The sequence below is a fragment of the Cutibacterium nasicola genome, from assembly GCF_051303185.1.
GTDB lineage: Bacteria > Actinomycetota > Actinomycetes > Propionibacteriales > Propionibacteriaceae > Cutibacterium.
Genome location: NZ_JBPPGE010000003.1, coordinates 68,723 through 91,881, shown reverse-complemented (window position 1 = coordinate 91,881; position 23,159 = coordinate 68,723). Strand labels below are relative to the sequence as shown.

20 protein-coding genes, 1 tRNA gene and 1 riboswitch are annotated in these 23,159 nt (G+C 64.2%); of the genes, 11 read left to right on the top strand and 10 right to left on the bottom strand.

Annotated features, from left to right (window positions below):
- Positions 1-19 precede the first annotated feature (19 nt).
- The 3 genes from ulaA to ACSJJT_RS06080 are packed head-to-tail and all read left to right on the top strand — an operon-like array spanning position 20 to position 3,287.
- Positions 20-1,486 (top strand): PTS ascorbate transporter subunit IIC, encoded by a 1,467-nt coding sequence (ulaA, locus tag ACSJJT_RS06090; RefSeq protein ID WP_435917450.1) that lies wholly within the window; start codon positions 20-22, stop codon positions 1,484-1,486.
- Positions 1,465-2,331, top strand: a complete 867-nt coding sequence (locus tag ACSJJT_RS06085; protein ID WP_435917449.1) for a transketolase — start codon at positions 1,465-1,467, stop codon at positions 2,329-2,331. Before ulaA ends, ACSJJT_RS06085 begins: the two co-directional genes overlap by 22 nt.
- The gene (locus ACSJJT_RS06080; RefSeq protein WP_117189466.1) at positions 2,328-3,287 is read left to right on the top strand and encodes a transketolase family protein; all 960 of its coding nucleotides are present in this window, start codon (positions 2,328-2,330) and stop codon (positions 3,285-3,287) included. The genes ACSJJT_RS06085 and ACSJJT_RS06080 overlap by 4 nt, the downstream gene beginning before the upstream one ends.
- Positions 3,288-3,595: 308 nt before the next feature.
- Here ACSJJT_RS06080 and ACSJJT_RS06075 read toward each other — a convergent pair whose 3' ends face one another.
- From ACSJJT_RS06075 to ACSJJT_RS06060, 4 genes are all read right to left on the bottom strand, one after another.
- Positions 3,596-4,600 (bottom strand): NADP-dependent oxidoreductase, encoded by a 1,005-nt coding sequence (locus tag ACSJJT_RS06075; protein WP_434286165.1) that lies wholly within the window; start codon positions 4,598-4,600, stop codon positions 3,596-3,598.
- Positions 4,601-4,629: 29 nt separating this feature from the next.
- On the bottom strand, positions 4,630-5,313 hold the full coding sequence (locus ACSJJT_RS06070) for a type 1 glutamine amidotransferase domain-containing protein (RefSeq protein WP_435917448.1): 684 nt from the start codon (positions 5,311-5,313) through the stop codon (positions 4,630-4,632).
- Positions 5,314-5,391: 78 nt separating this feature from the next.
- Positions 5,392-6,792 (bottom strand): NAD-dependent succinate-semialdehyde dehydrogenase, encoded by a 1,401-nt coding sequence (locus ACSJJT_RS06065; protein ID WP_435917447.1) that lies wholly within the window; start codon positions 6,790-6,792, stop codon positions 5,392-5,394.
- 87 nt (positions 6,793-6,879) lie between these two features.
- Positions 6,880-7,308, bottom strand: a complete 429-nt coding sequence (locus tag ACSJJT_RS06060; RefSeq protein ID WP_435917446.1) for an organic hydroperoxide resistance protein — start codon at positions 7,306-7,308, stop codon at positions 6,880-6,882.
- Positions 7,309-7,424: 116 nt separating this feature from the next.
- Here ACSJJT_RS06060 and ACSJJT_RS06055 point away from each other — a divergent pair, with 116 nt between their 5' ends.
- The 4 genes from ACSJJT_RS06055 to ACSJJT_RS06040 all read left to right on the top strand — a co-directional run bounded on the left by ACSJJT_RS06055 (position 7,425) and on the right by ACSJJT_RS06040 (position 11,601).
- Positions 7,425-7,856: a MarR family winged helix-turn-helix transcriptional regulator gene (locus tag ACSJJT_RS06055; protein WP_016666334.1), complete on the top strand. Its 432-nt coding sequence runs from the start codon at positions 7,425-7,427 to the stop codon at positions 7,854-7,856.
- A 35-nt stretch (positions 7,857-7,891) separates the two neighbouring features.
- Positions 7,892-8,290, top strand: a complete 399-nt coding sequence (locus ACSJJT_RS06050) for a DoxX family protein (protein ID WP_435917445.1) — start codon at positions 7,892-7,894, stop codon at positions 8,288-8,290.
- A gap of 333 nt (positions 8,291-8,623) precedes the next feature.
- Complete coding sequence (locus ACSJJT_RS06045) at positions 8,624-9,181, top strand: ABC transporter ATP-binding protein (protein WP_435917444.1); 558 nt, start codon at positions 8,624-8,626, stop codon at positions 9,179-9,181.
- Entirely contained in the window at positions 9,178-11,601 is a 2,424-nt protein-coding gene (locus ACSJJT_RS06040; protein WP_435917443.1) for an FtsX-like permease family protein, read from the top strand. Before ACSJJT_RS06045 ends, ACSJJT_RS06040 begins: the two co-directional genes overlap by 4 nt.
- 187 nt (positions 11,602-11,788) lie before the next feature.
- On the opposite strand, the gene ACSJJT_RS06035 is transcribed toward ACSJJT_RS06040, so the two are convergent.
- Positions 11,789-11,871: transfer RNA gene (locus ACSJJT_RS06035), tRNA-Leu, on the bottom strand.
- A gap of 122 nt (positions 11,872-11,993) precedes the next feature.
- Between ACSJJT_RS06035 and ACSJJT_RS06030 the strand changes: the two genes are divergently transcribed.
- A complete protein-coding gene (locus ACSJJT_RS06030) occupies positions 11,994-12,692 on the top strand; it encodes a hypothetical protein (protein WP_435917442.1) in 699 nt (232 codons plus the stop codon).
- A 4-nt stretch (positions 12,693-12,696) separates the two neighbouring features.
- On the opposite strand, the gene ACSJJT_RS06025 is transcribed toward ACSJJT_RS06030, so the two are convergent.
- Positions 12,697-13,761, bottom strand: coding sequence for a cutinase family protein (locus ACSJJT_RS06025; RefSeq protein WP_435917687.1), 1,065 nt, complete (start codon positions 13,759-13,761; stop codon positions 12,697-12,699).
- Positions 13,762-13,986: 225 nt separating this feature from the next.
- Entirely contained in the window at positions 13,987-14,448 is a 462-nt protein-coding gene (locus tag ACSJJT_RS06020) for a YbhB/YbcL family Raf kinase inhibitor-like protein (RefSeq protein ID WP_435917441.1), read from the bottom strand.
- A gap of 194 nt (positions 14,449-14,642) precedes the next feature.
- Positions 14,643-14,835, top strand: a riboswitch (cobalamin riboswitch).
- A gap of 75 nt (positions 14,836-14,910) precedes the next feature.
- Here ACSJJT_RS06020 and ACSJJT_RS06015 point away from each other — a divergent pair.
- Both ACSJJT_RS06015 and ACSJJT_RS06010 read left to right on the top strand, forming a co-directional pair.
- Complete coding sequence (locus ACSJJT_RS06015) at positions 14,911-17,247, top strand: anaerobic ribonucleoside triphosphate reductase (RefSeq protein WP_435917440.1); 2,337 nt, start codon at positions 14,911-14,913, stop codon at positions 17,245-17,247.
- 13 nt (positions 17,248-17,260) lie between these two features.
- On the top strand, positions 17,261-17,767 hold the full coding sequence (locus ACSJJT_RS06010) for a 4Fe-4S single cluster domain-containing protein (RefSeq protein WP_435917439.1): 507 nt from the start codon (positions 17,261-17,263) through the stop codon (positions 17,765-17,767).
- Here the strand turns inward: ACSJJT_RS06010 and ACSJJT_RS06005 are convergent.
- Positions 17,751-20,342, bottom strand: a complete 2,592-nt coding sequence (locus ACSJJT_RS06005) for a DEAD/DEAH box helicase (RefSeq protein WP_435917438.1) — start codon at positions 20,340-20,342, stop codon at positions 17,751-17,753. The two genes, ACSJJT_RS06010 and ACSJJT_RS06005, sit on opposite strands and share 17 nt — an antisense overlap.
- 257 nt (positions 20,343-20,599) lie before the next feature.
- On the bottom strand, positions 20,600-21,130 hold the full coding sequence (locus ACSJJT_RS06000; RefSeq protein WP_021108007.1) for a Dps family protein: 531 nt from the start codon (positions 21,128-21,130) through the stop codon (positions 20,600-20,602).
- Between the two features lie 177 nt (positions 21,131-21,307).
- On the opposite strand from ACSJJT_RS06000, the gene ACSJJT_RS05995 reads away from it, so the two are divergent.
- Positions 21,308-21,985, top strand: a complete 678-nt coding sequence (locus ACSJJT_RS05995; RefSeq protein ID WP_435917437.1) for a bifunctional 4-hydroxy-2-oxoglutarate aldolase/2-dehydro-3-deoxy-phosphogluconate aldolase — start codon at positions 21,308-21,310, stop codon at positions 21,983-21,985.
- 53 nt (positions 21,986-22,038) lie between these two features.
- On the opposite strand, the gene ACSJJT_RS05990 is transcribed toward ACSJJT_RS05995, so the two are convergent.
- Complete coding sequence (locus ACSJJT_RS05990; protein ID WP_435917436.1) at positions 22,039-23,106, bottom strand: hypothetical protein; 1,068 nt, start codon at positions 23,104-23,106, stop codon at positions 22,039-22,041.
- Positions 23,107-23,159 lie beyond the last annotated feature (53 nt).

The following is a 23,159-nucleotide window of genomic DNA, read 5'->3' as shown; positions in this document are numbered from 1 at the left end:
GAAAACGGAGGCAACCATCATGAAGTCCGTTTTGGATCTGCTGCAGTCGATTGCAGCTACGCCTGCGCTCCTAGTTGCGCTGATTGCCTTGCTGGGCCTCGTGCTGCAGCACAAGTCTGCTGGTGACACCATCAAGGGCACCGTCAAGACGTTCGTCGGCTTCTTGGTTCTGACTGCCGGTGCCGGCGTTGTCCAACAGGCGCTCGCTCCGTTTGGCGCGATGTTCCAGCAGGCCTTCGGCGTGCGCGGCATCGTCCCGAACAACGAGGCCATCGTCGCTGTTGCGTTGAAGCAGTACGGCGTTGCCACGGCGTGGATCATGCTGCTCGGCATGGTCGTCAACATCTTGATCGCGCGTTTCACGCGGTTCAAGCACATCTTCCTGACCGGCCACCACACGTTGTACATGGCTTGCATGTTCGCGGTCATTATGGCCGTCGCTGGCTTCCACAGCTTCTGGCAGATTCTCGTCGGAGCCTTGGCGCTCGGCGCCATCATGTCGCTGTCTCCGTGGATTCTGCAGCCCTTCATGCGAACCATGACCGGTAGCGACGATGTCGGCCTGGGCCACTTTGGTGGCGGCGGTTACTGGCTGGCCGGTGCCATCGGTCACCTGGTGGGTCGCAAGGGTGACAAGAAGCCCACCTCCACCGAGGAGATCAAGTTCCCCAAGGGCATGGCATTCCTGCGCGACTCCACTGTCGCGATCGCTCTGACGATGATCGTGCTCTACGTGATCGTCGCCCTGTTCGCCGGCCCGCATTTCGTGGCCAGCAAGTACCCAGACGCGGGTAACTACATCATCTACGCGATCACCCTCGGCGGCACCTTCGCCGCTGGTGTCTTCATCATCCTCGCCGGCGTCCGCCTGATCCTTGCCGAGATCGTCCCGGCTTTCAAGGGCATCTCGGAGCGCTTGGTCCCCAACGCGATCCCCGCTTTGGATTGCCCGATCGTCTTCCCGTTCGCTCCGAACGCGGTGCTGATCGGCTTTCTGACGAGCTTCGTCGGCGGCCTCGTCTCCATGCCGATCATGGCGCTCACCAAGCTCCCGATTGTGCTGCCCGGCGTGGTGCCGCACTTCTTCTGTGGTGCCACCGCCGGTGTCTTCGGTAACTCGCGTGGTGGTTGGAAGGGTGCGGTGCTCGGCGCCTTCGTGCAAGGCATCGCGATCAGCTTCCTGCCGATTGCTCTGATGCCGGTGCTCGGCTCGCTCGGCTTCGCTGACACGACGTTCTCCGACTTCGACTTCACAACGATGGGTATCTACTACGGCCTGCTCGGCCGCCTGGGCCAGGTGGGTGTGATCATCGGCCTCGTCGTGATGTACGCCGTCACGTGGCCGGGTCGGTGGTCCTCAGCCGCCGCGCGAAGAAGGCGGTCGCGGAGGGTGCGCCCACCGGGTCCGGATCGACTGGCGCCACCAGCGTCGGCGCGCACTAATCCAGTGAGGGGGGGAGTCGCATGGCTCAGGAACGGGATCTGAAACGACTGGCACAAACGATCAGACGTCTGACCCTGATGGAGTTGCTTCACGCGGGGTATGGCCACTTTGGCGGCAGTTTGTCGATTGTGGAGGCTCTGGCGGCCCTGTACGGGCACGCCATGAAGGTCGATCCGGCACATCCCGATTGGGAAGACCGGGACTACTTCGTCCTGTCCAAGGGCCATGCGGCCCCTGCTCTCTACGCGACGCTGGCCGCTGTCGGGTTCTTCCCGGCCGAGCGTCTCGACACGTTGAACGCGAACGGGACTAAGTTGCCTTCGCACGCCGACCGCAACAAGGTGGAGGGCGTCGAAATGACCACGGGGTCCATGGGGCAGGGAATCTCCGCTGCTGCCGGGATGGCCTACGGGCTGCGTGTCGCTGGCAAGTCGAATCAAGTGTATTGCCTGGTCGGTGACGGCGAACTCAATGAGGGACAGTGCTGGGAGGCGACCCAGTTCATCGCGCATCAGCAGCTGACCAACTTCGTCCTCTTGGTCGACGACAACAAGCGTCAGTTGGACGGCCCGACGGCCGACATCTGCCAGACCTTCGATCTGGTGGCCAAGTTTGAGGCTTTCGGGCTTGCCGCCGAGCTCGTCCCGGGGCAGGACGTCATGGCTATCGCTGCGGCTCTTGACCGGGCGCGCGAAGCGAAGCGGCCCACGTGCTTGGTGCTCGACACGATCAAGGGCGCCGGGGTGGATTTCGTCGCTAACGCGAAGGACAACCACCACCTCCGGTTGGACGGTGCTGGCAAGGAAGCGATCGCTCAGGCGATCTCCCTGCTGGAGGCGGAACTCAATCTTGACGTGGCGGCCGTGGAAGAAGGGACCGATCGATGACGTCGCTTGCTGGTTTGGAGATGCGGAAGGCTTACGCCGCCACTGTCGAGGAGCTCTACCACGAGCACCCCAATGAGGTCTTCGCGTTAGAGGCGGATCTGTCCAGCTCCATGAGCACCCTCGGGCTCAAGCCGATCATGGGCGGGCACTACCTTGACGTCGGCATCATGGAAGCGCACATGATCGGTACCGCAGCGGGTCTCAACGTCGTTGGAGGGTACGCATTTGTGCACTCGTTCGGGCAATTCCTGACGCGTCGCGCCATGGACCAGATCTTCGTGTCCTTGGCCTACGCGAAGCTGTCGGCTTGCCTGGTCGGCTCCGATGCTGGCGTCACCGCGGAGCACAACGGCGGCACTCACATGACCTTCGAGGACATGGGAATCGTCCGAGTCATCCCGGGCATTCACGTCTACGACGTCTGCTCCCCGGTGCAGTTGGGGTACGTGTTGCGTCAGGCCTACGACCGCAAGGGCCTGACCTACATTCGGACGCAGCGCAAGAAACCTGCCGCTGACGTCTACGAGGACGGTATGGATTTTGGTGCCTCCGGGGCGCACGTGCTCCGCGAGGGCTCGGACGTCACGCTGCTGGCCTGCGGCATTGAAGTGCCGGAAGCCCTGGTGGCGGCTGAGCAGTTGGCCGCCCAGGGGATCCAGGCGGAGGTGGTGGACGTCTTCCGGATCAAGCCGCTCGACGCCGACGTCATCCTCGGCAGCGTGGCCAAGACCGGATGCGTGGTCACGTGTGAGAACCACAATGTGGTCAACGGCCTGGGGTCCGCCGTGTCGGAACTGTTAGCGGAACAGCTGCCGGCGCCGCTGTGGCGTGTGGGCGTCAGGGAGGAGTTCGGGCAGGTGGGTGCCACCCGGTATCTCATGGAGCAGTACGGTTTGGAGGCCGACTCCATCGTGGCAGCGGCGTCTGCGGTCGTTCGGCGCCGGAAATCGCGATAAGGGCGGGGGAGGAGCGCCTCAGCATCTTTCCGGGTTGGTTTCGGAGGTGTTGAAGCACTGTTGTGGGCGCTCGTCCCCCCATCTACTCTGGGCTCACAGATCACGGCTTGCTGACGAAACGGCTTCGGGGGGCTCTTCGTGGCCATGATTCCGGCCATTTCCCGTCCTCCAGCTCGTGCTGGATTTCACGTGCCCACGCGCCGGTGTCAAGGTCTTATCACCCACTACGTCGTCCGGCCCCTTCTCGAAGCCGGCGGGCTCAGACCCCAATTGCACCTTCGATTGCGAAGAGCCCCCACGCCAACCGTTCACAGGTTCACGATCATCTTTCCGGTGTTGGCGCCATCGAGCAGGTCGATGAAGGCCTGAGCTGCGGCGTCGAGGCCCTCGCGAGCGGTCTCGTCCCACTGGACGGAGCCGTCGGCGATCCACCCGGCCATGTCCTTCTCGAAGTCCGCTCTCGCCTGCTCGGCGTACTTGGCGATCACGAAACCACGCAGCGTCAGGCGCTTACCGATGGCCAGCGCCAGGTTGTGCGGCGCGGGCGTCGGCTCGGTCGAGTTGTACTGGCTGATCGCCCCGCACATCGCAACCCGGCCGTCGGTACGCATGTTTGCGATCGCTGCCTCCAGATGGTCGCCGCCGACGTTGTCGAAGTAGACGTCGATGCCCTCGGGGGCGGCCTTCTTGAGCTGCCCGGTGACGTCGCCGTCGTGGTAGTTGAAGGCGGCGTCGAAACCGAGCTCTTTCAGACGGGCGATCTTCTCGGGGGTGCCGGCCGAACCGACCACTCGGGAAGCACCCTTGAGCCTGGCGATCTGTCCGACGGCCGAGCCGACCGCTCCCGCCGCGCCGGAAACGAAGACCGCGTCGCCCTGGTGCATCTCACCGGCCAGCAGCAAGCCTGCGTAGCCGGTCAGGCCCGGCATGCCCAGGACACCGAGATAGGCGCTGTCCGGCACGCCCTGAGCGGTGAGCGGACGCACCGCGTCACCAGCCAGGATGGCGTGTTCGCGCCACCCCAGACCGTGGGTCACCTTGGTGCCCACAGGAAGTTGCTCCACACGCGACTCGATCACCTCGCCGACGGCTGCGCCGTCCAGCGGCTGGTCAATCTGGAAGGGGGGCACGTAAGACTCGACGTCGTCCATCCGGCCGCGCATGTACGGGTCCACCGACATGATGGTGTTGCGGACAAGGATCTGGCCGTCGTCGAGATCGGGTAGGTCCACCTCAACGGTGCGGAAGTTGTCCAGGGTGGGTTTCCCAACGGGACGGGATGCGAGGTGGATCTCGCGGGTTCGGGTGGTCATGTTTCTCCTTCTGCTAGGCAGAGCGCTGATCAGTGGGTTAACAGGTCGAGGAGTCGTTGGGCGGCATCAGCCGACGAGGCCGGGTTTTGCCCGGTGACCAACGTCCCATCCGTGACGACGTAGCTTTCGCCGTCGGCGCCCTTGCTGTAGCGGGCGCCCGCCTCCGTGAGGGAGTCCTCGACCAGGAACGGGACGACGGAGGTCAGGCCGGCGGCTTCCTCCTCGCCATTCGTGAAGCCGGTCACCGAACGGTCGACAATCAGCGACGTTCCATCCTGCTTCTTGACGGCGTGCAGAACACCGGGAGCGTGGCAGACCAGCCCCAGTGGCCTGCCGGCAGCGTCACTGTCGAGGATAATCTGCTTCGAGGCGGGGTCGTCGACGAGATCCCACAGCGGGCCATGGCCGCCCGGGTAGAAGACGGCGTCGAACTGGGCCGGGTCAACCTCCGACAGACGGACAGTGGCCGCCAGCGCGGCCTTGGCGGCATCGTCGGTCTCGAATCGACGGGTCGCCTCGGTCTGCATCTGTGGCAGCGCGCTCGTCGGGTCGACCGGGGGCTGTCCGCCCTTCGGCGAGGCCAGAGTGATCTCGTGTCCGGCATCACCGAACACGTAGTAGGGAGCGGCGAATTCCTCAAGCCAAAAGCCGGTCTTACGGTCTGTGTCGCCAAGCTGATCGTGTGACGTGAGGACCATCAGGATACGGGCCATGACGGGTGTTCCTTTCAACATGGGTTGTTGCGCTGGACATGGCGGATTGACGGATCGCCTCCGATCCGAGGCTGAAAGTCAGTGGGCGCCCGTCACCGAATCGGACACGCGCACCAGGCGCTTGTTGACGAATTCGTCAACGCCGTAGCTCCCCAGTTCTCGGCCGAAGCCGGAGCGACGGACGCCACCGAAGGGCAGCCCGGCGAGGCTGGTGCCGTGCTCGTTAACGTAGGCCATGCCTACGTCCAGACGTCGCGCTGTCTGCTCGGCAAGCTCGAGGTCGTCGGACCACACCGAGCCGCTCAGCCCGAAGTCGCTCTCGTTGGCCAGCGCCACGGCTTCATCAACATTGGCGGCCCGGTAGACGACCGCGACCGGCCCGAAGAGTTCCTCTGACCACGCGCGCATCTCACGGGTCACGTCGGTCAACACTGTCGGTTCCATGAAAGCGCCGCGTCCGGAGCGAGGATGTCCGCCCATGACGACGCGCGCACCGTGGCTCACAGCGTCGTCAACCAACGCCATGAGTTCGTCACGGGCTTGTGTGCTTGACATCGGGCCCACGGTGGTGGCCTCGTCGCGGGGGTCCCCGACCACCGCCGCCGAGAATGCGGCCGACAAGCCGTCGACGAAAGCGTCGTAGAACTCGTCCAGAACGATCATCCGTTTCGGCGAGTTGCAAGCCTGTCCGGCGTTACTCAACCGAGCTTGGGCGGCGCTGTTTGCCACCGCGTCGATGTCGCCACCAAGAACGATCAGCGGATCGGAGCCACCCAACTCCAGCACAGCCTTCTTGAGGTGCTTGCCGGCTGCGGACGCGACCGAAGCGCCAGCCCCCTCACTACCCGTGAAGGAGACGCCGCGCACACGCGGGTCGGCGATGATGCTCTCGATGTGGGAGCTATCCACGAGAATCGTCTGGTACACACCCTTCGGCAGACCGGCCTCATCGAGGATTTTGGCCATCTCAAGCGCCGAGGCGGCGCAGATCGAGGCCGGCTTCAGCAGTAGCGTGTTGCCCAACAGGAGGTTGGGGGCGATGAAGCGAGCGAGCTGGTAATAGGGGAAGTTCCACGGCATCACGCCGAGCAGTACCCCCAACGGCTCCTTCTCCACATGGGAGGAGTTTGCGCCTTGCTTCGGAAGGATGTCGCCGGCCATCAGCTCGTCGGCGTGCTGGGCGTAGTAGTCGAAAATCTGGGCGACAAGTTGCGCCTCGGCGACGCCCTGGGCGACGGGCTTACCCATTTCGGTGGCGGCGATCACGGCGAGTGTGTCAGCCCTCTCCTCGAACAGGCGCGCGGTCCGAGCCAAGATGTCGGCCCGCTCCCCGACGCTTCTGTGTCGCCAAGAAGCGAATGCCTCGTCAGCGGCGTTGATCACACCGCTTACCTCGCTGGGGTCGAGAGACTCCCAGCTGTCGATGAGTTCGTCCGTCGAAGGGTTCTGGGTGCGGTACGTATTCGTGGATGCCTCCATTGTCGTGACTGCGGTCGTTCAAAACGGCGAGACGGTGACGTCACACCGCAGTGCCGGCTAGGGGATCCCCCTAGCGCCGCGTTGGAGTCAGTCGTCGACGACAGTGACGTCGACGCGGATGTTGCCGCGGGTGGCGTTCGAGTAAGGGCAGACCTGGTGGGCCTGGTCGGCCAGTTGCTGTGCCTCGTCATGGGGCAGGGCGGGGACGACGACCTCCAGGGCGACGGCCAAGCCGAAGCCCTTTCCTGCCTGGCCGATCGAGACTCCCGCGCCCACGGAAGAGTCGCCCAGGTCCTTCTTCGCCTGACGAGCCACCATCTGCAGTGCAGAGTGGAAGCACGCGGCATAGCCGGCGGCAAACAGTTGCTCTGGGTTCATCCCCTGGCCGCTGCCACCCATCTCGACCGGGACGGCCAGGTCCTGGGACAACCGGCCGTCAGCAGTTTGGACGTGACCATTGCGGCCAGCTCCGGTGGCGATGGCCTCGGTGGTGTAAACGGGCTCGATCTCAATCATGGTGCCTCCTGGCTGGCGTGATGTAGCTGCGAGACCACTTGTGGTTCGCGGACGTACCAACAACGTAGCGCACAACTAAATTGTGCACAATCCCCAATCCTCGATACTCTTGGGACGTGAGCGACCCGACCCTCGACCTTGATCATCAGCTCTGCTTCTCCCTGTATAGGGCCAGCAGGGCAGTGACGCGCGCCTATCGGCCACTGCTTGAGGACATCGATCTCACCTACCCCCAGTACCTCGTCATGCTCGTCTTGTGGCGTGCCGACGAGCCCGTCGGCGTCAATGACATCGGAGCTCGGCTACACCTTGACAGTGGCACCCTGACCCCCTTGCTGCGGCGGTTGGAGCAGGCTGGCTTCATCACCCGTAAATGGAGTGACAATGACGAACGACGTCGCCTGATCAGCCTGACGCAGGAGGGGCGATCCTTGCGTGTCAGGGCAACCAGAGTTCCCGAACAGGTGCTCGCGCTGTACCCGGCTCCACCAGAACAACTCGCCCAGGTCAAGGCATTCCTGGACGACCTGTCCACCCAACTGGAGTGACGACTGCCGCTCCACCATCCAGAAGGGCCATTTCCATGTCCACATCCCCACGCCGCTCCCAGACCCTCGCACGACTCGGGCTCGGAGGCCTGATGGTCTACGCCGGTGTCTCCCACCTGTCTTTCAAGCGTCAGGAGTTCCAGGCCCAAGTGCCCGACTGGTTCCCCGGCGACAAGGACCCCGTCGTCATTGGTTCTGGCGTCGTCGAGATCCTTCTCGGGGGCGCGATGCTGGTCTTGCCGCGTCATCGCGAGCTGACTGGCGTTGCCCTGGCCGGTTTTTACGCCGCCGTCTTCCCCGGCAACATCGACCAGTATGCGGCGCGTCGAGACGGTTTCGGCCTCAACACCGATGGCAAGCGCCTCGCACGGTTGTTTGGCCAGCCCGCTCTCATCGCCGCCTCGCTCTGGTCCGCTGGGGTGCCGCGATCGTAGCACTCGCCGCAGTGTGCTCGATCGTGCATGGGACGGCCTTCGCAGGGAAGGCCAACTCTTGATGAGTCCGCTCTGTTTCAACCCATGCACCTACCGATGAACCGTGCACGAATGTCCACTGATTCCTGTCCATTGGTGCAACCGATGACGTCGCCGGGGAGGTTTGCCCCCCGGACGGCAGACTCAACCCCCGGCAAAGTCCTTGGTGGATTGGAGGGGGCGAGAATGATCGCTGCGGTTGGAGTGTCCAAATCCTTCGGTGTTGGTGCGGGTCGGGTTGAAGCACTTCGAAGTGTAGATATTGAGTTTTCGTCGTCAGGTCTACACGCCCTCATGGGGGAGAGTGGATCGGGGAAGAGCACGCTGATCAATCTGCTCGCCGGTCTGGACGTCCCCGATGCCGGGGAAATTGAGGTGAACCGTCAACGTGTCTCCGAATTGGATGAGGCGGCACGGGCTCGGTATCGACTGGAACACGTGTCCGTCATCTTCCAGGACAACAATCTCATCGCGGAGATGACGAACATCGAGAATGTGGCATTGCCACTGTGGGCGCGTGGCCAAAATCGTACCCAAGGTCGCAGGGCGGCTGAGGATGCCTTGGTACGCGTCGGGATTGACCAACTGGGTGACCGTCGCCCGTCGGAGGTGTCGGGAGGCCAGCGCCAGCGCGTCGGCGTCGCGCGTGCGTTGGCTGGCGGGCAAAAAGTTCTGTTGGCTGACGAACCAACCGGGGCGCTGGACTCGGCTAACTCGCAGGAGCTCTTCAAGCTCTTCGCCGCTCTGGCGCACGAGCAGTCGATGTGCGTGGTGGTTGCCACCCATGACCCGATCGCGGGCCGATTCTGCGACTCAATGACAGTGCTGCGCGATGGGCAGGTCATCAAGTGAGTCACAGTCTGAACATCGCACTGTTGAGGATTTGGAGTCGTAACCGCAGCCGCTTCACCGCGGCCGTACCGTTGCTGGCTGTGGTGGCAGCGTTCGTGGCGTTGTACATCGCTGTGTCGTCTTTCGCGCTCAGTGGTGCTCAGGTTGCGGATCGCGAGCTTGGCCCAAGTGGCGCCTCCGTGGTCGTTCATCAACAGCAGGCCACCCGCTACCCGGATCGCGCCGTTCTGGAGGCGATGACGGCAGCCGGTGCCAAGAATGTGCGCGTTGCCGTGTACGGATCAGATCTCCAGATCGACGGCTTTCGCTCCACGGGTCTGTCCACCGGTCCGCAGGATCGTCTCGAATACATGGAGTGGCAGCAGGGGAGCAAGCCCTCCCGCTACGCGCCCGCGGCGGGACGGTGGCCCAGTCGATCCGGTGAAGTCATGCTGTCGGAGACGCTCTCGGTGCGTCTTGGTAATCCCTCCACCATCAGGGCCTTCAGCAACTCCACTCGTCTCGCCGTGGTCGGAACCTTTCGGGATGTCTATGCCACCAAGGGGCTGGAGGTTGTGGGCGCACCGGGGACTTGGCGGCAGATGTCGGCCGCCGCGTCAACGGGGTACCCCGACCTCACCTCTACAACCCAGTACCTGTGGGACGGGGTTGAGCTGGACGCCATGATTCCTGTGATCGCACAAGCGTCTGGTACGCCAGTCGATGACCTGCATGCGGGGGCTTTGGATCGTGCCTTCCTGCAGGGCCGCGCCCAGCGGTCCTTGTTCGCGCATAGTTCATACCTGATCGTGATCCCCTGTCTTCTCCTGTGTGGTGCCGTTCAGCTGACCACGACCACTCGACTATCGAGGTCCCTCCAGGTAGAGCGTGCCGCAATGCTTCGCATGGGTATCCCCATGTCGGCGACCCTGCTCCCCACTCTCGGTGTCGTTCTACTCGTCTGTCTCGGAGCCTGCTTGATTGGCGTCGGGATCGGCTGGCTCGCCGGGCAAGTGATACGGTCCGCAGTTTTGCCGCACTTCATGACTCAGCCACTCAGCCCCACAGTCCCGGTGATTCTTCTGGGATTGTCACTTTTGGGGCTCACCGTCATTCTTTCGCTGCTGAGTATCGCCATCTTCCAGAACGTGTCGTGGCGTCCGGGACAGGGGTCCGCCCGATTTGCCTCGCTCTTGAGTTGGGGCCGACGGATTGGGGCGGTGGGCCTGCTGATGGCTGCCTTGATCACTGTCTATGGTGCACGTCAGCTCGATGGTGCCGTCAAAAGCGTTGTCCTCAGCGCCCTGGGTCTGGCTCTGGTCGTGCCCGACATCCTCACAGGACTCATCGCCGTGCTACATCTGCCATCCCTGTCCGGGCGGCTGGCGCTGACCAATGTGCGCGCCGATCGGCCCAGGGTCCGGGCCCTGGGATCAGCTCTGTGCATGTGCCTTGCGATCCCAGCGAGCGTCACTGTGATCATGGCGTCCTACCTGAGCTCCAGCGCCGCGCTCAGCATGGCGATCCCCGGACAGTTGGTTGTCCAGTCTCCCAGTGGCCAACCGTTGCCAAAGAATCTGCCGCAGCGGATACAAGCCGGTGCGGGGCTCCCTGCACCCCTGGCGGTCCACATCCTGGAGGGCCAGATTTCCCCCACCGGAACTCCGGGGGCGCAGGGGGTCATGGTAGTTACCCAGCCATCAGAAGCTGAACGTGTTCTTGGCATCACGTTGGACCAAGGGCAACGCGCCGCATTGCAGGACGGTACGATGTTGGGCTTCGATGAATTCCCCGACACCGTGGAACTCTCCTTGGACAGCGGGCGTCGCGTTGGCGTGCCGACTCGGCATGTGGCGGTTCCCCCGACATGGAGTTTCATATATGGCGGAGTCTTGCTGGAGAGTTCTGCCAAAGCACTGCATGCAGCATCCATGCCCGACCGGTGGGTGTATGCCGGTGTTGACGAGGCCCAGATCGCGAAGGCAATCGAGTTCGTTCACACTCAGAAGTTGGACCCGCGTGTTCTGACTTACTACAAAGTCCCGCCGAAGCCGGAACTTCCACCCAGTTTGTGGGCGGTGTGCTTGGCGCTGCTTGTCATCGGAGTCACCATCACCATGGGTGTGTGTTCTTCCTTTGGCGAGACGGCGCGTGGTCAGAGTCGACAGCTCCTGGCCATCGGCCTGCCACCAAAGTTCTGCCGTACGGTTCCCATCATCCAGAGCCTGCTACTGGTGGTGACCTGCGGACTTCTTGCGAGCCTCGTAGCTGTTGGCCCCGTGATCCTCGCGCATGGCATGTCCCACTCGCTTCACTTGTCGGTCCCACATGACTGGGTCCTGGGTTGGGTGGCTGTCCTCGGTCTGCTGGCATTGATCGGTCCGTTGACGGGGTTACGGGGTATCCGCGCCAAGGATCGCCTCGCCGATGACTTGGCATGATGTGCGTGCGCAGGGGTCGGTCCCCTTGGTGGGCGGCGACCTCCCCAAGTGAGCCTGCGCCCCCAGATCAATGGTGGAGGTTTCGGTGAACAGAAAATCCACCCAGAACGCGAAAACTCCCGGTCAGATGATCTCTGGCCGGGAGTTGCGTGAAGCAATCGGGCTCACGTGCGTGAAGCACCTGTTGTGCGCGAGAGAGGAGTTGAACCTCCACGTCCCAAGGGACACTGGCACCTGAAGCCAGCGCGTCTGCCATTCCGCCACTCGCGCATCAGGCCCCTTCGGTGGACCCAACTCGTTGACGATAGCACGGTTGGGGCATCTAAGTGAAATCGAGGGCTTTGAGCCGTGTCATGACGGGCCATCACATGCGTACCGAGTAGCCTGTCCCCGTGCTGTCCTTCCTCGCCGCGGCCTTCGCCCTGGGTATTGCCGGTTTCGACCCGCTGGGTTCCTTCGTGCTGCTGGCAGCGCTGGGACTAGGGGTGCGACGTCGCGGCGTTGTCATCCTGGTACTCACCTCGGTGGGAACCTCCGCCATCTTCGGGGTTGCCGGAGTGCTCGGTCTGGGAGCCTTGCTTGCCCGGCTGGGCATTCATGGACTACATGTTCCTCATCTGGTCTGGGTGTGGCTGGTGGCCATCTTGGGTGTGGCTTTCGTGAGCTGGGGGGTATGGCGACTGCGTCCAGGGGCAGCGACGAAGGAACTTGACGAGAACACCTCGGCCGCTCCCCGCTCGACGGAGCCCGGTGCGCTTGCCGTCAGTGGTCTGCTGGTGGGACTGTCCTCCCTCGTCGACCCGGCATTCTGGGCGATGCTCGTCCATGCCGCCCACCTGCCGCACGCCAGCTGGGCCGTCGTCGAGTCCCTCATCTGGGTGGCCTGCAGCCACAGCCTGCTCATCGTCCTTGTCGCTGCCTACCTCGTCGGCGGGCCTGACCGAGTCACTCGGGTGGTGACCAGCATTCGCGAGGACCACGCCGTCGCAGCCCATCGCGGGATCTCTGCGCTGCTGGCGGCCTTCGGGGTCCTGCTGCTCGCCGACGTCATCGGCGTCCTTGCCACCGGGCAGTGGTTCTTCGAGCTTTGAGTACTCAGTGCCAGTGATGGCGACGCTGACGCCGTTGCCCGGTTCGGCCGAGGAACCACCCCAGTGCCAGACCGAGCACTCCGGCACCGACGGCGACGCCGATCTGCAATGGACCCCACTGGCGAGTCGACACCGTCACCGGCTGTCCGTGGGGAAGTGGCGCGCCCTTGGCCTCGGCGGCGCCCACGGCATTGGCGCGCTGGGCGATCCGGTCCAACGAGGCGTCCAGGATGGTTCGGGTGTACCCCATGTGGATGGGGCGACCCTGGTTGAGCTCGTCCTGCCAGGTTGACTGCAAGGTGAGGATGCGCGTCAGGGCGGGGGCGGCGTCGCAGACCGGATCGCCTTTCATGCACACCGAATAGGTCTCGGGATACGCCTCCGCGGGGATGGCCGCGCCGACCTTGACCATGTCGGCGTCCAGGGCTTCATGATCGATGGACTCCTGGCTCAGGCCGAGGGCGGCCTTGATGACTGCCCGCATCTGAGAGTCGCGATCGGCTCCGGGAGTCGCGTTGGCTCGTTCACGCAGGTAGTAGAGCATCGCAGCCATTCCGATGGCGGACTGGTCGGCATCGCCGCTGAGCTCCTGAACGTTCTGTCCCGGGTAATGGTCCGGATTCCCGGCCAGGAGGGCGCCTGCCAGACGTTGCGGGGTGTCGGTCTGGGCGAGGGCCTGGGTGATGGCCTGGGACCCCTGCGAGAATCCGGCGAGCACCACCCATTCCTTCGGGCACTGTTTCTTCTCCTCGTTGAGGAGGGTGGTGAGTTTCTTCGCTCCCAGAGCCGCCGAGTCGAAGTACTCGGTCGACGGCATGGTCGCGTCAAAGAGGAGACTGCTCATCGATGCTCTCTGCAGGGTGTGAGGGTCAGCGGCGGGGTAGTCCAGGTAGACCTGACGAACTGTTCCCCTGCCCTTCCACTTCTGGGCCAGGGCGTCACGAACCGACGTGATGGTGCTGCCGAACGGAGGGGTCTCGCCCGACCCTCGGACGCCGACGAACATCACCGAGGCGCAGCCCATCCGAGAGGCCAGCTCCGAGGACACCGGGTCCGAGTCCCAGCCCATTCCTGCCCCTGGGGTGAGGGTGGCGGCGGACGTGAGCGTTGTTGTGGACCCGCTGGCGTAGCCGGTGCTGGCTGTCGTCGGGGTGGGCGCTGATGGCTCGGCGTTGGCAGAAAGCGGCAGCGTCACCAGGCCGGCGATGACGAGGAGGATGAGCAATGTCTGCCGAAGCTTCACTACGTCAGTCAAGCAGGGGTCGCCGACACCGGACGGCTCGTGTGTCCGTGGTCAGGACTGCTTGAAAGTTCCGGTGATCGACGCGGAGTCCAGCTCGCTGGTGTGGATGACGAAGCGGACCTGGACGTTGGCGGCGTCGTCAGGAATGTCGAGATGCTCGCTCGGCATGGCATGGACGGTGTGGATGTAGCGGTGGGCCGGTCCGGGCGGCGGGCAGGCTCCGGAGTAGCCGTCCTCCTGGTAGTCATTGGTCCACTCGCGCACACCGGAAGGCAGCGGGCCGCCCTCATCGAGGGAGGTGACGTCGGCTGGGATGTCGGCGAGGATCCAGTGCCAGAAGCCGGAACCGGTGGGGGCATCGGGGTCGTAGACGGTGATCGCGTATGACGCGGTGCCCTCCGGGCCGGGCGTCCAGCTCAGCTGGGGGCTGATGTTCTTGCCACCCGCATCTGCATGGGCGTGGGCCAGGTCAATCGGCTGGCCGTCGGTGATCGACGTGCTGGTGATCTCCATGGGTTGTGTCCTTTCCCTGGGTGTGTGTCCATGATGCCAGCCTGATGCGCGATCCGAAGGGGTGTCACGACCGGTTCCGAACGCGGGGAAGCCCACCCCTGATGACGAGGTGAAGGGGTGAGTGTGCAGATGTGATGAGATGCGTATACCCTTCATCTTGTGCTGGTTCTCATCGCCAGACACCAGATGTAGGGGTTGTATCCACATCTGGTGGCGATGGGAGGAAAGAGGGAATCCGGTGGGAAACCGGAACTGCCCCGCAGCGGTGACAGGGAACGACGGCGACATACGCACTGGCCATCCGGTTGGGAAGCGTCGCTCGGTAGGAACTCGTCTGACGGCGAAACGCCCTGAAGTCCGAAGACCTGCCAGCGCCCGGGTCGGCGACCCGGTACGACAACGGGCGTGCGAGACGGCCCGGGGTGAACCTGCCCCACTCGTGCGCTGCTTCGAGGAGAGAGCATGTCGACGATTGTCCAGCCAGACGACCTGACCACCCCACGCACGGTTCCCACGTCCATCCGCAAGAGGGACGGCAGGGTGATCCGGTTCGACTCGACGAAGATCGTCGAGGCCGTCCGCAAAGCCTTCGTCGCCTGTGGCGGCGACGCCCCCGAACTGTTGGCCTCCGAGGTTGCCCTCGAGGTGCTCTCCCGACTGAGCGAGATGGGTGAGGACACCCCTGATGTCGAGGCCATCCAGGACCTCGTCGAGAAGACCCTCATGGATCAGGGACACGACGGCGTCGCCAAGGCCTACATCCTCTACCGTCAGCGTCGCACCGTTGCTCGCGACCAGCAGTCCGCCCTCATGCGTACCTTGCGTGAGATCACCTTCGCCACCGCCGAGGAAGCCGACGCCAAACGGGAGAACGCCAACGTCGACGGCAACTCCGCGATGGGGTCGATGCTGCGCTACGGAACCGAGTCGGCCAAGCAGTTCAACCTGCTCGAGGTGCTCGACCCCTCCCATGCCGCCGCCCATCGTGACGGGGACATCCACATCCACGACCTCGACTTCCTCACCCTGACGACGACCTGCTGTCAGATCAACCTCACCGACCTCTTCGAGCACGGTTTTTCCACCGGCCACGGCGTCCTGCGATCCCCGCAGTCCATCGGTTCGTACGCCGCCCTGGCCTGCATCGCGATCCAGTCCAACCAGAATGACCAACACGGCGGCCAGGCGGTGCCGAACTTCGACCGGGACATGGCCCCGGGGGTCGCCAAGACCTTCAGCAAGGCTGCCCAAACCGGTTTGACGAGGATTTTCGAAGTTCTCGGTGGCGACGAGGACCGTCTTGACCAAGTGCGCCAGGTGGCGTCGGGATGGGTGCTGGAGCCGGACGCGGCCGCGCTGGTCCATGAGAAGGAGCAGGTGGCGGAACTGTTTGCCGGGCTCGTCGACGACACCGACCGGGTCGCCGACAGAATTCGTCGCCAGGCCGTCGAGGAGACACGTCGTCAGACCTACCAGGCGATGGAGGCCCTCATCGCCAACCTCAACACCATGAACTCGCGAGCCGGGGCACAGACCCCGTTCTCCTCGATCAATTACGGCACCGACACCAGCCCGGAGGCGCGGATGGTGATGCACTGCCTGCTGGAGGCCACCGAGGCCGGTCTTGGCGGTGGGGAAACCGCGATCTTCCCGATCCAGATCTTCCGGGTGCACAAGGGCGTCAACCTCGACGACGGTGACCCCAACCATGACCTGTTCCGGCTGGCCTGCCGGGTGAGCGCCAAGCGCCTCTTCCCGAACTTCTCCTTCCAAGACGCCCCGTTCAACGCCGAGTACTACGTGCCCGGCCATCCCGAGACCGAGATCGCCTACATGGGCTGCCGCACCCGGGTGATGTCGAACGTCCACGACCCCTCGCGGGCACAGACTTGGGGACGCGGGAACCTGTCCTTCACCTCGATCAACCTGCCGAGGTTGGCGATCGAGGCCAACCACGACGTTGATGCCTTTTTCGCCTCCTTCGACCGGATGATCGACCTCGTCATCGACCAGTTGCTCGACCGGCTCAAGATCCAGTCCCACAAGCTGGTGCGAAACTTCCCCTTCCTCATGGGCCAGGGGGTCTGGATCGACTCGGAGGACTTGGGGCCTGACGATGTTGTCGCCGAGGTACTCAGGCACGGAACCCTGTCGGTGGGGTTCATCGGGTTGGCCGAGACCCTGACGGCCTTGATCGGCGTCCATCACGGCGAGTCGGAGGAGGCCCAACAGCTCGGTCTGCGGATCGTCGGTCACCTGCGAGAGAGGATGGACGAGGCCGCCGAGCGCACCGGGTTGAACTTCTCGGCCCTGGCCACCCCGGCCGAGGGGCTGTCGGGGCGGTTCGTGCGGATGGACCGTCAGCGTTACGGGTCGATCCCGGGAATCACCGACCGGGAGTACTACACCAACAGCTTCCACGTGCCCGTCTGGTACCACATCGGTGCTGCGGACAAGATCCGCATCGAGGCTCCCTACCACGCCTTCACCAACGGCGGTCACATCTCGTACGTCGAGCTGTCGGGGGATCCGGCACGCAACGTCGACGCCTTCGAGGCCCTCGTGCGGCACATGGCTGCCAGCGGAATCGGGTACGGGTCCATCAACCATCCGGTCGACCGGGATCCGCAGTGCGGCTACACCGGGATCATCGATGACGAGTGCCCCAAGTGTGGCCGTCATGAGGATTGTGGGCCCTTCGACCGGATTCGCCGCATCACTGGTTATCTCGTCGGTGGGCTGGATCGGTTCAACGACGCCAAGCGTGCCGAGGTCGGCGACCGCGTCAAGCACGGGTGAGATCGGAGCGAGGATGAGGGTTGCCGGGCTCGAGCCGGAGTCGATCGTCGATGGCCCCGGCATCCGCTTCACGGTCTTCGCGCAAGGATGCCCGCTGGGGTGTCCCGGGTGCCAGAACCCTGGAACCTGGGACCCCTGCGGTGGCCACGAGATCGACGCCGAGGAGATCATCACCGCGATGAGGTCGTCGGTGTTGGCGTCTGGACTGACGCTCTCGGGCGGTGAGGCGAGCCGTCAACCTGGCGATTGTGCGAGGCTGGCCCGTGCTGCCCACGAAATGGGGTGGGACGTCTGGGCATGGTCCGGATTCACCATGGATGCCCTGCTGCGTCAGGCCCGTCACAACCCAGAGCTGGCCGAGATGCTGGACCAGGTGGACGTCTTGGTCGACGGACCTTTCCAGCTGGCACGACGCACCCTCACCCTGCCATGGCGGGGAAGCGGAAACCAGCGGATCATCGACGTCCCTGCGACCCTGCGCGAGGGGCGAATGGTGGAGTGGGTCAATCCAGCCGGCTGAAGGCCCTTGTCCGAAGTACCAGGTCCTCGGCCTCGTCGCACTCGTCGAGGTCGACGGTCGCGGTGATCGACCAGTCGTGGTTGCCGGCAGGGTCGTCGATGATCTGACGGACCAACCAGATTCTGTCGTTGCGGCGTCCCGACTCCTTCTCGATCAGGAACAGACCGGGGGCGCGGGCGTCCGGGCCGTCGTTGATCTCGTCGTGCTCGTCCCAGTAGTCGCCCAGGGTGTCCTCCCAGGCATTGGTCGTCATGGCAGAACTGTCGGGCTCGAGGGCTCCCAGGGCCTCGAAGTCGTCGTCTGCGGCCAGGATCACCTTGCGGAACATGGCATTGCGCACCATGACGGTGAAGGCCCGCTGGTTGGAGGTGAAGGTGCGTACCGGACGGACCTGTTCGGGTTCCTCATCGACGGGATGGGTGAGTTCTTCCCATTCGTCGATGAGGGAGGAGTCGGTGGAGCGGACGACCTCGCCAAGCCAGGCGATGACGTCGGCAAGCTGCTCGGTCCGCTCGGACTCGGGGACCGTCTGACGCAGCGCACGGTAGGCGTCGGTCAGGTAGCGCAGCACCAGCCCCTCGCTGCGTTGTACCTTGTAATGAGCGCAGAACTCGCCGAAGGTCATGGCGCGTTCGTACATGTCGCGCACGACCGACTTGGGCTGCAGGGCGTCGCAGGGAATCCACGGGTGGCTCGGGGCGAAGATTTCGAACAGGGCGTCGAGGGTCTCCTCGAGCGGGCGTGGCCACTCGATCTCCTCAACGGCGGCCATTCGATCCTCGTAGTCGTAGCCGTCCTCCTTCATGCGCGCTATGGCCTCGCCACGCGCGGCATGCTGCTGGGCGATGAGGATGCTCATCGGGTTGTCGAGGGTGGCCTCGATGACGCTGACGACGTCAAGGGCGTGGGTGGCAGACTCCGGGTCGAGGGTTGCGACGGCCTCGCTGGCGAAAGCCGACAGCGGCTGGTTGAGGGCGAAGTCGTCCTGCAGGTCCTCGTTCATGGCGAACCTGCGGCCACCGGGGGTGGGCTCGTCGAGACGGTGGACGACGTCGGAGCGCAGCAGGGACAGTCCGATTTGCACGGCGCGACGGTAGAGGCGACGCCGCTCGGCGACGACCGGGGTGGCGGAATCGACGAGGTGCTGGACCGCCCGGGCGGTGTCCTCGTCACGCTGCAGCAGATTGAGCAGCATCGCCTCGGTGATCCTCATACGTGCGTGCAGAGTTTCCGGGGTGGACTCGACGAGTTTGGTGAAGGTCTCCTCGGAGTAGTTGACGAACCCCTCCGGTGGCTTGTGACGCTGCACCTTGCGACGCTTCTTCGGGTCGTCCCCAGCCTTGGCAAGAGCCTTCTCGTTGGCGATGACGTGCTCGGGTGCTTGGGCGACGACGTAGCCGACGGTGTCGAATCCGGCCCGACCCGCGCGACCGGCGATCTGGTGGAACTCACGGGACTTCAGGACTCGGGTGCGTCGACCGTCGAACTTCGTCAGGGAGGTGAACATGACGGTGCGGATCGGCACGTTGATGCCGACCCCGAGGGTGTCGGTGCCACAAATGACCTTGAGCTTGCCCTGTTGGGCGAGGGTTTCGACGAGGCGTCGGTACTTCGGAAGCATCCCGGCGTGGTGGACCCCGATGCCCGAGGTGATGAACTTGCGCACCGTCGAGCCGAATCCCTTGGAGAAGCGGAAGTCGGCGATCTCGGCGGCGATGCCGTGACGCTCCTCGGTGCTCACCAACTTCATCGACGTCATGGACTGGGCGCGTTCCAGAGCCTGCTTCTGGGACGGATGGACGATGTAGACCGGGGCCTTCTGCTCCTCGACGAGCTCCTCGATGGCCTCGTGGTCGGGTTTCATTGACCAGGAGTACTGCAGCGGGACGGGGCGGACGACTCCGGTGATGACGCTGGTGGGGCGTCCGGTGATGGTGGTGAGGCCCTCGGACAGGTCGGTGACGTCACCGAGGGTTGCGCTCATGACGATCTGCTGGGCCTGCGGGAGTTCGGACAGCGGCACCTGCCAGGCCCAGCCCCGGTCGGGGTCGCCGATGAAGTGGAACTCGTCCATGACAACCTGGTCGACGTTGGCATGGCGACCCTCGCGCAGGGCGATGTTGGCAAGGATCTCGGCGGTGCAGCAGATGATGGGGGCATCGGAGTTGACGGAGGCGTCGCCGGTGACCATGCCGACATTGGTGGCTCCGAAGATCTCGCAGAGGCTGAAGAACTTCTCGCTGACGAGGGCTTTGATGGGGGCGGTGTAGTAGGAGCGTCCTCCCGCAGCCACGCAGGCGAAGTGGGCTGCGGTGGCGATGAGGGATTTCCCGGACCCGGTCGGGGTAGTGACGATGACGTGGTTGCCCGACAGGATCTCGAGGATCGCCTCCTCCTGGTGCTCGTACATGGAGATGCCGTCCCGGGCGACGGCTCGCTCGATGTGGTCCAAGGCCATGTCGGCGTCGAGAGGACGGGCACCGGGGGAGTCCCAGCCCGGTTGGCGCTCCCCGCGGTCGGTGGTGACCGGGGCACGACCGTCGACCATGCCGTCAAGGGCTTCGGCCAGGTGCACGGTGTCTCCTCGTATCGGGGCGGCCAGAACGGTTTCCAATGTAGTGGTGGGCTCGGACGTGACCGGTGTTGGTCGTGTTCGCCCGTGGTTGATTGGCTATTGCTGTCGTCCCAGCTGCGCCAGCTGTGTCTCACCCGCATGGATGGCCAGGACCGCTGATTCACACCCCCACATGACACACATCACCGCGGGCCCCGAGATCATTTCGGGGCCCGCGGTGTGTTGAACGATGGATTGTCTGGAAGAGAACCGACGAATCAGCGCGCGGACGGGGTGCGGGTCTCGGCGCTGATGAACCAGGCCTGCTGCTCGAGCTGTTGGATGAAGCCGTGCAGGATGTCGGCAGAGGTGGGATCCTCCTCGTCAATCTGGTCGTGGACCTCGCGCATGGTGCCGGTCACGGCCTCAATCGAAGCGGTGATGACCTTGATTGCGTCATGGGTCAGGACCTCTCCCTGGGGGGACTCAGGAAGGGTGGTGCTGGCAGCGACCACGGCGGGACGGCCGTCCGGGGAAGCGTGGAGCGCACGCATGCGCTCGGCCACCTCGTCGGCACCCTCGCGGGCGATCCCGACGACTTCGTCAAGGTTCAGGTGGAGGTCACGGAAGTTCGGGCCGACGATGTTCCAGTGGGCATGTTTGCCGACCAACTCCAGCGCGATGAAGTCGACGAGAACCTTCTGGAGGTTCGCGGAGAGGGTCTTGGAGGCCTTGAAGCCGGCCTCGGCGTTCTCGAGCTTGGTGGTGGTCTGCCCGGCAGGGGCTGGAACGTTCACGGTGTCAGCCATGCGAAATCTCCTTCGTTCATGGTGACCGAGTGACGGCCACCGGCGTACATGTGGGGAACAGTCACCGAACTTCAGTTATTCCACAGTGGACGAAAACCTGTCGGTACACCTGGACTCCAGGTGTCCTGTCGGGCGGTGGGCGCCGGGCCGACGCCGACATGCGGCATGATGTGACCCATGAGCGCAGAGACTGACGAGTCTGGTCCCATCGATGCCCCCAGCGATGGTCGGCTGGTGTTCCCGAACGAGGTGCTGTCGTCCAAGGTCATCGCTGTTCTGCCCGACGTTCCGGCATCGGATCTTATGGCCCCGATCGAGGCCATGATTCAGGAGAAGGTTCGCGTCTTCACCCTCCCCGTCGCCGACGCAGACCGCCGTCGCGCCGTGCTCAAGATCTACCGTCGTCGTGCCGTCATTGGTGTTCATGGCGTCATGGCCGTCGACGACGTCCAGGGCCTGGTTAATGACAGGGTTGCCTTCGCCCTCCCGGTGGCCGCCACTCCCGACCTGCTCGACGCCCTGCGTCAAGCTGGCATCCCAGCCGCCCCTGACGCCCTGACGCCCACTGAGGTCCGGGCCGCATGGGGTGCCGGAGCCGATGCCGTCCAGGTCGCCCCGGCTGACATGGGTTCTGCCAGTTACGGCGACATCCTCACCCGGATGGCACCCGGGGCTGCCCTCATCCCGCGTGGCGGAATCGGGTCCTATGCGATGCGTCGCTGGCTGGCAGCTGGTGCCTTGGCGGTCTGCCTCGACGACGTCCTCGTCGGAGATGCCTGCGAGGACGGAGTCGTCTCGGCGCTGCGCGAGCGCTGCCGTTCGGTTGTGCAGGTCGTTGCTGACGCGGACGCCTGAGCCGTCTCACGCCTCGAGAACCCTTGAGGCGACACTCACCCTCAGCGCCGGTCTTACTGATCCCAGTCGTTGAAGAACGAATCGGCATCGTCATTGGTCTCATGACGGCCCTTGTCCCGTCCGCCGTGATGGCGAGTCATCGATCCGACGAGGACGCCGAGTACCAGGACGCCGAGAACCGCTGCGAAGATCAGTAGTGGCTTGCGCCCGCCGAAGGAATCCAGAAGGTTGCGCTGCGCGACGGGGACTGGACTGGTGGACATCTGCGGAATCCGGCCGTCCTGCGACTCCCCGCTCTCGTCGGGAGTGAGAGCCGGTGTGGGAGACGGGGTTGGGGAGGCAGATGACGGTGTCGGAGTTGGAGTGGGGCTGGGGGTTGGAGTGGGCGTCGATGCGTTCACCTGAACCGTCAAGGTCTTCTGAGAGGTCCCATAACGGGAGTCGACGAGCTTGACTGTGATCGTGAAAGGCCCATTCGACACATCCAACGGCACCTGGATTGTGGCCTGGAAGTTGCCGTGCGGATCGGTGGGAGTGGTGAGAGCGGCATCGCCGTCATTGCCGAGCCAGATCGCCACCTGGCTGTCGGTGACGGGATGACGATGTGAAAGGGTCACCGTCCCGTTAACGTTGAGCAACGCTCCGGGAGCCGCCACCGTCGGTTTCACAGCCGCTGTCAGGACGGTGGCCTGCGGGGTGATCGAAAAGGTGCCGCGCGCCGATGCTGCCCCGACCCCTCCAGTACCATCGAACGTCGCGGACAGCTCATGGTCCCCGCCTTGGACCGAGGACGGAAGCCGCAAGGTACTGGACCAGGTGCCGTTGTTGTCCGTCACCGCGACGGCGAGCAGCTTCCCATCCACCGCAAGATTGATGAGAGCACCTGAAACCAGTTGTCCGGTCTGGGTACGCAGGGTTCCCTTGGTCTTCACGGTGTCTGAGCGGTCGAGGGTCGCGCTCATCGACAGGTCGCCGGGTGGGGTGGCTCCCGGAGGAACGGCGTAGGCCGTTGACGTCGACCAGGGTGTTTGTATCGGACATGCCGATGGGGTCAGCATCGACATCATGGAGGCGACGAGAACCGACGTCAGGGCCAGAGCCCGACAATGCTTCGCGGTCACGCGTCCTCCTTCGGTCGATCGCGAACATGATAGGCGAGACCTCCTGATGACAG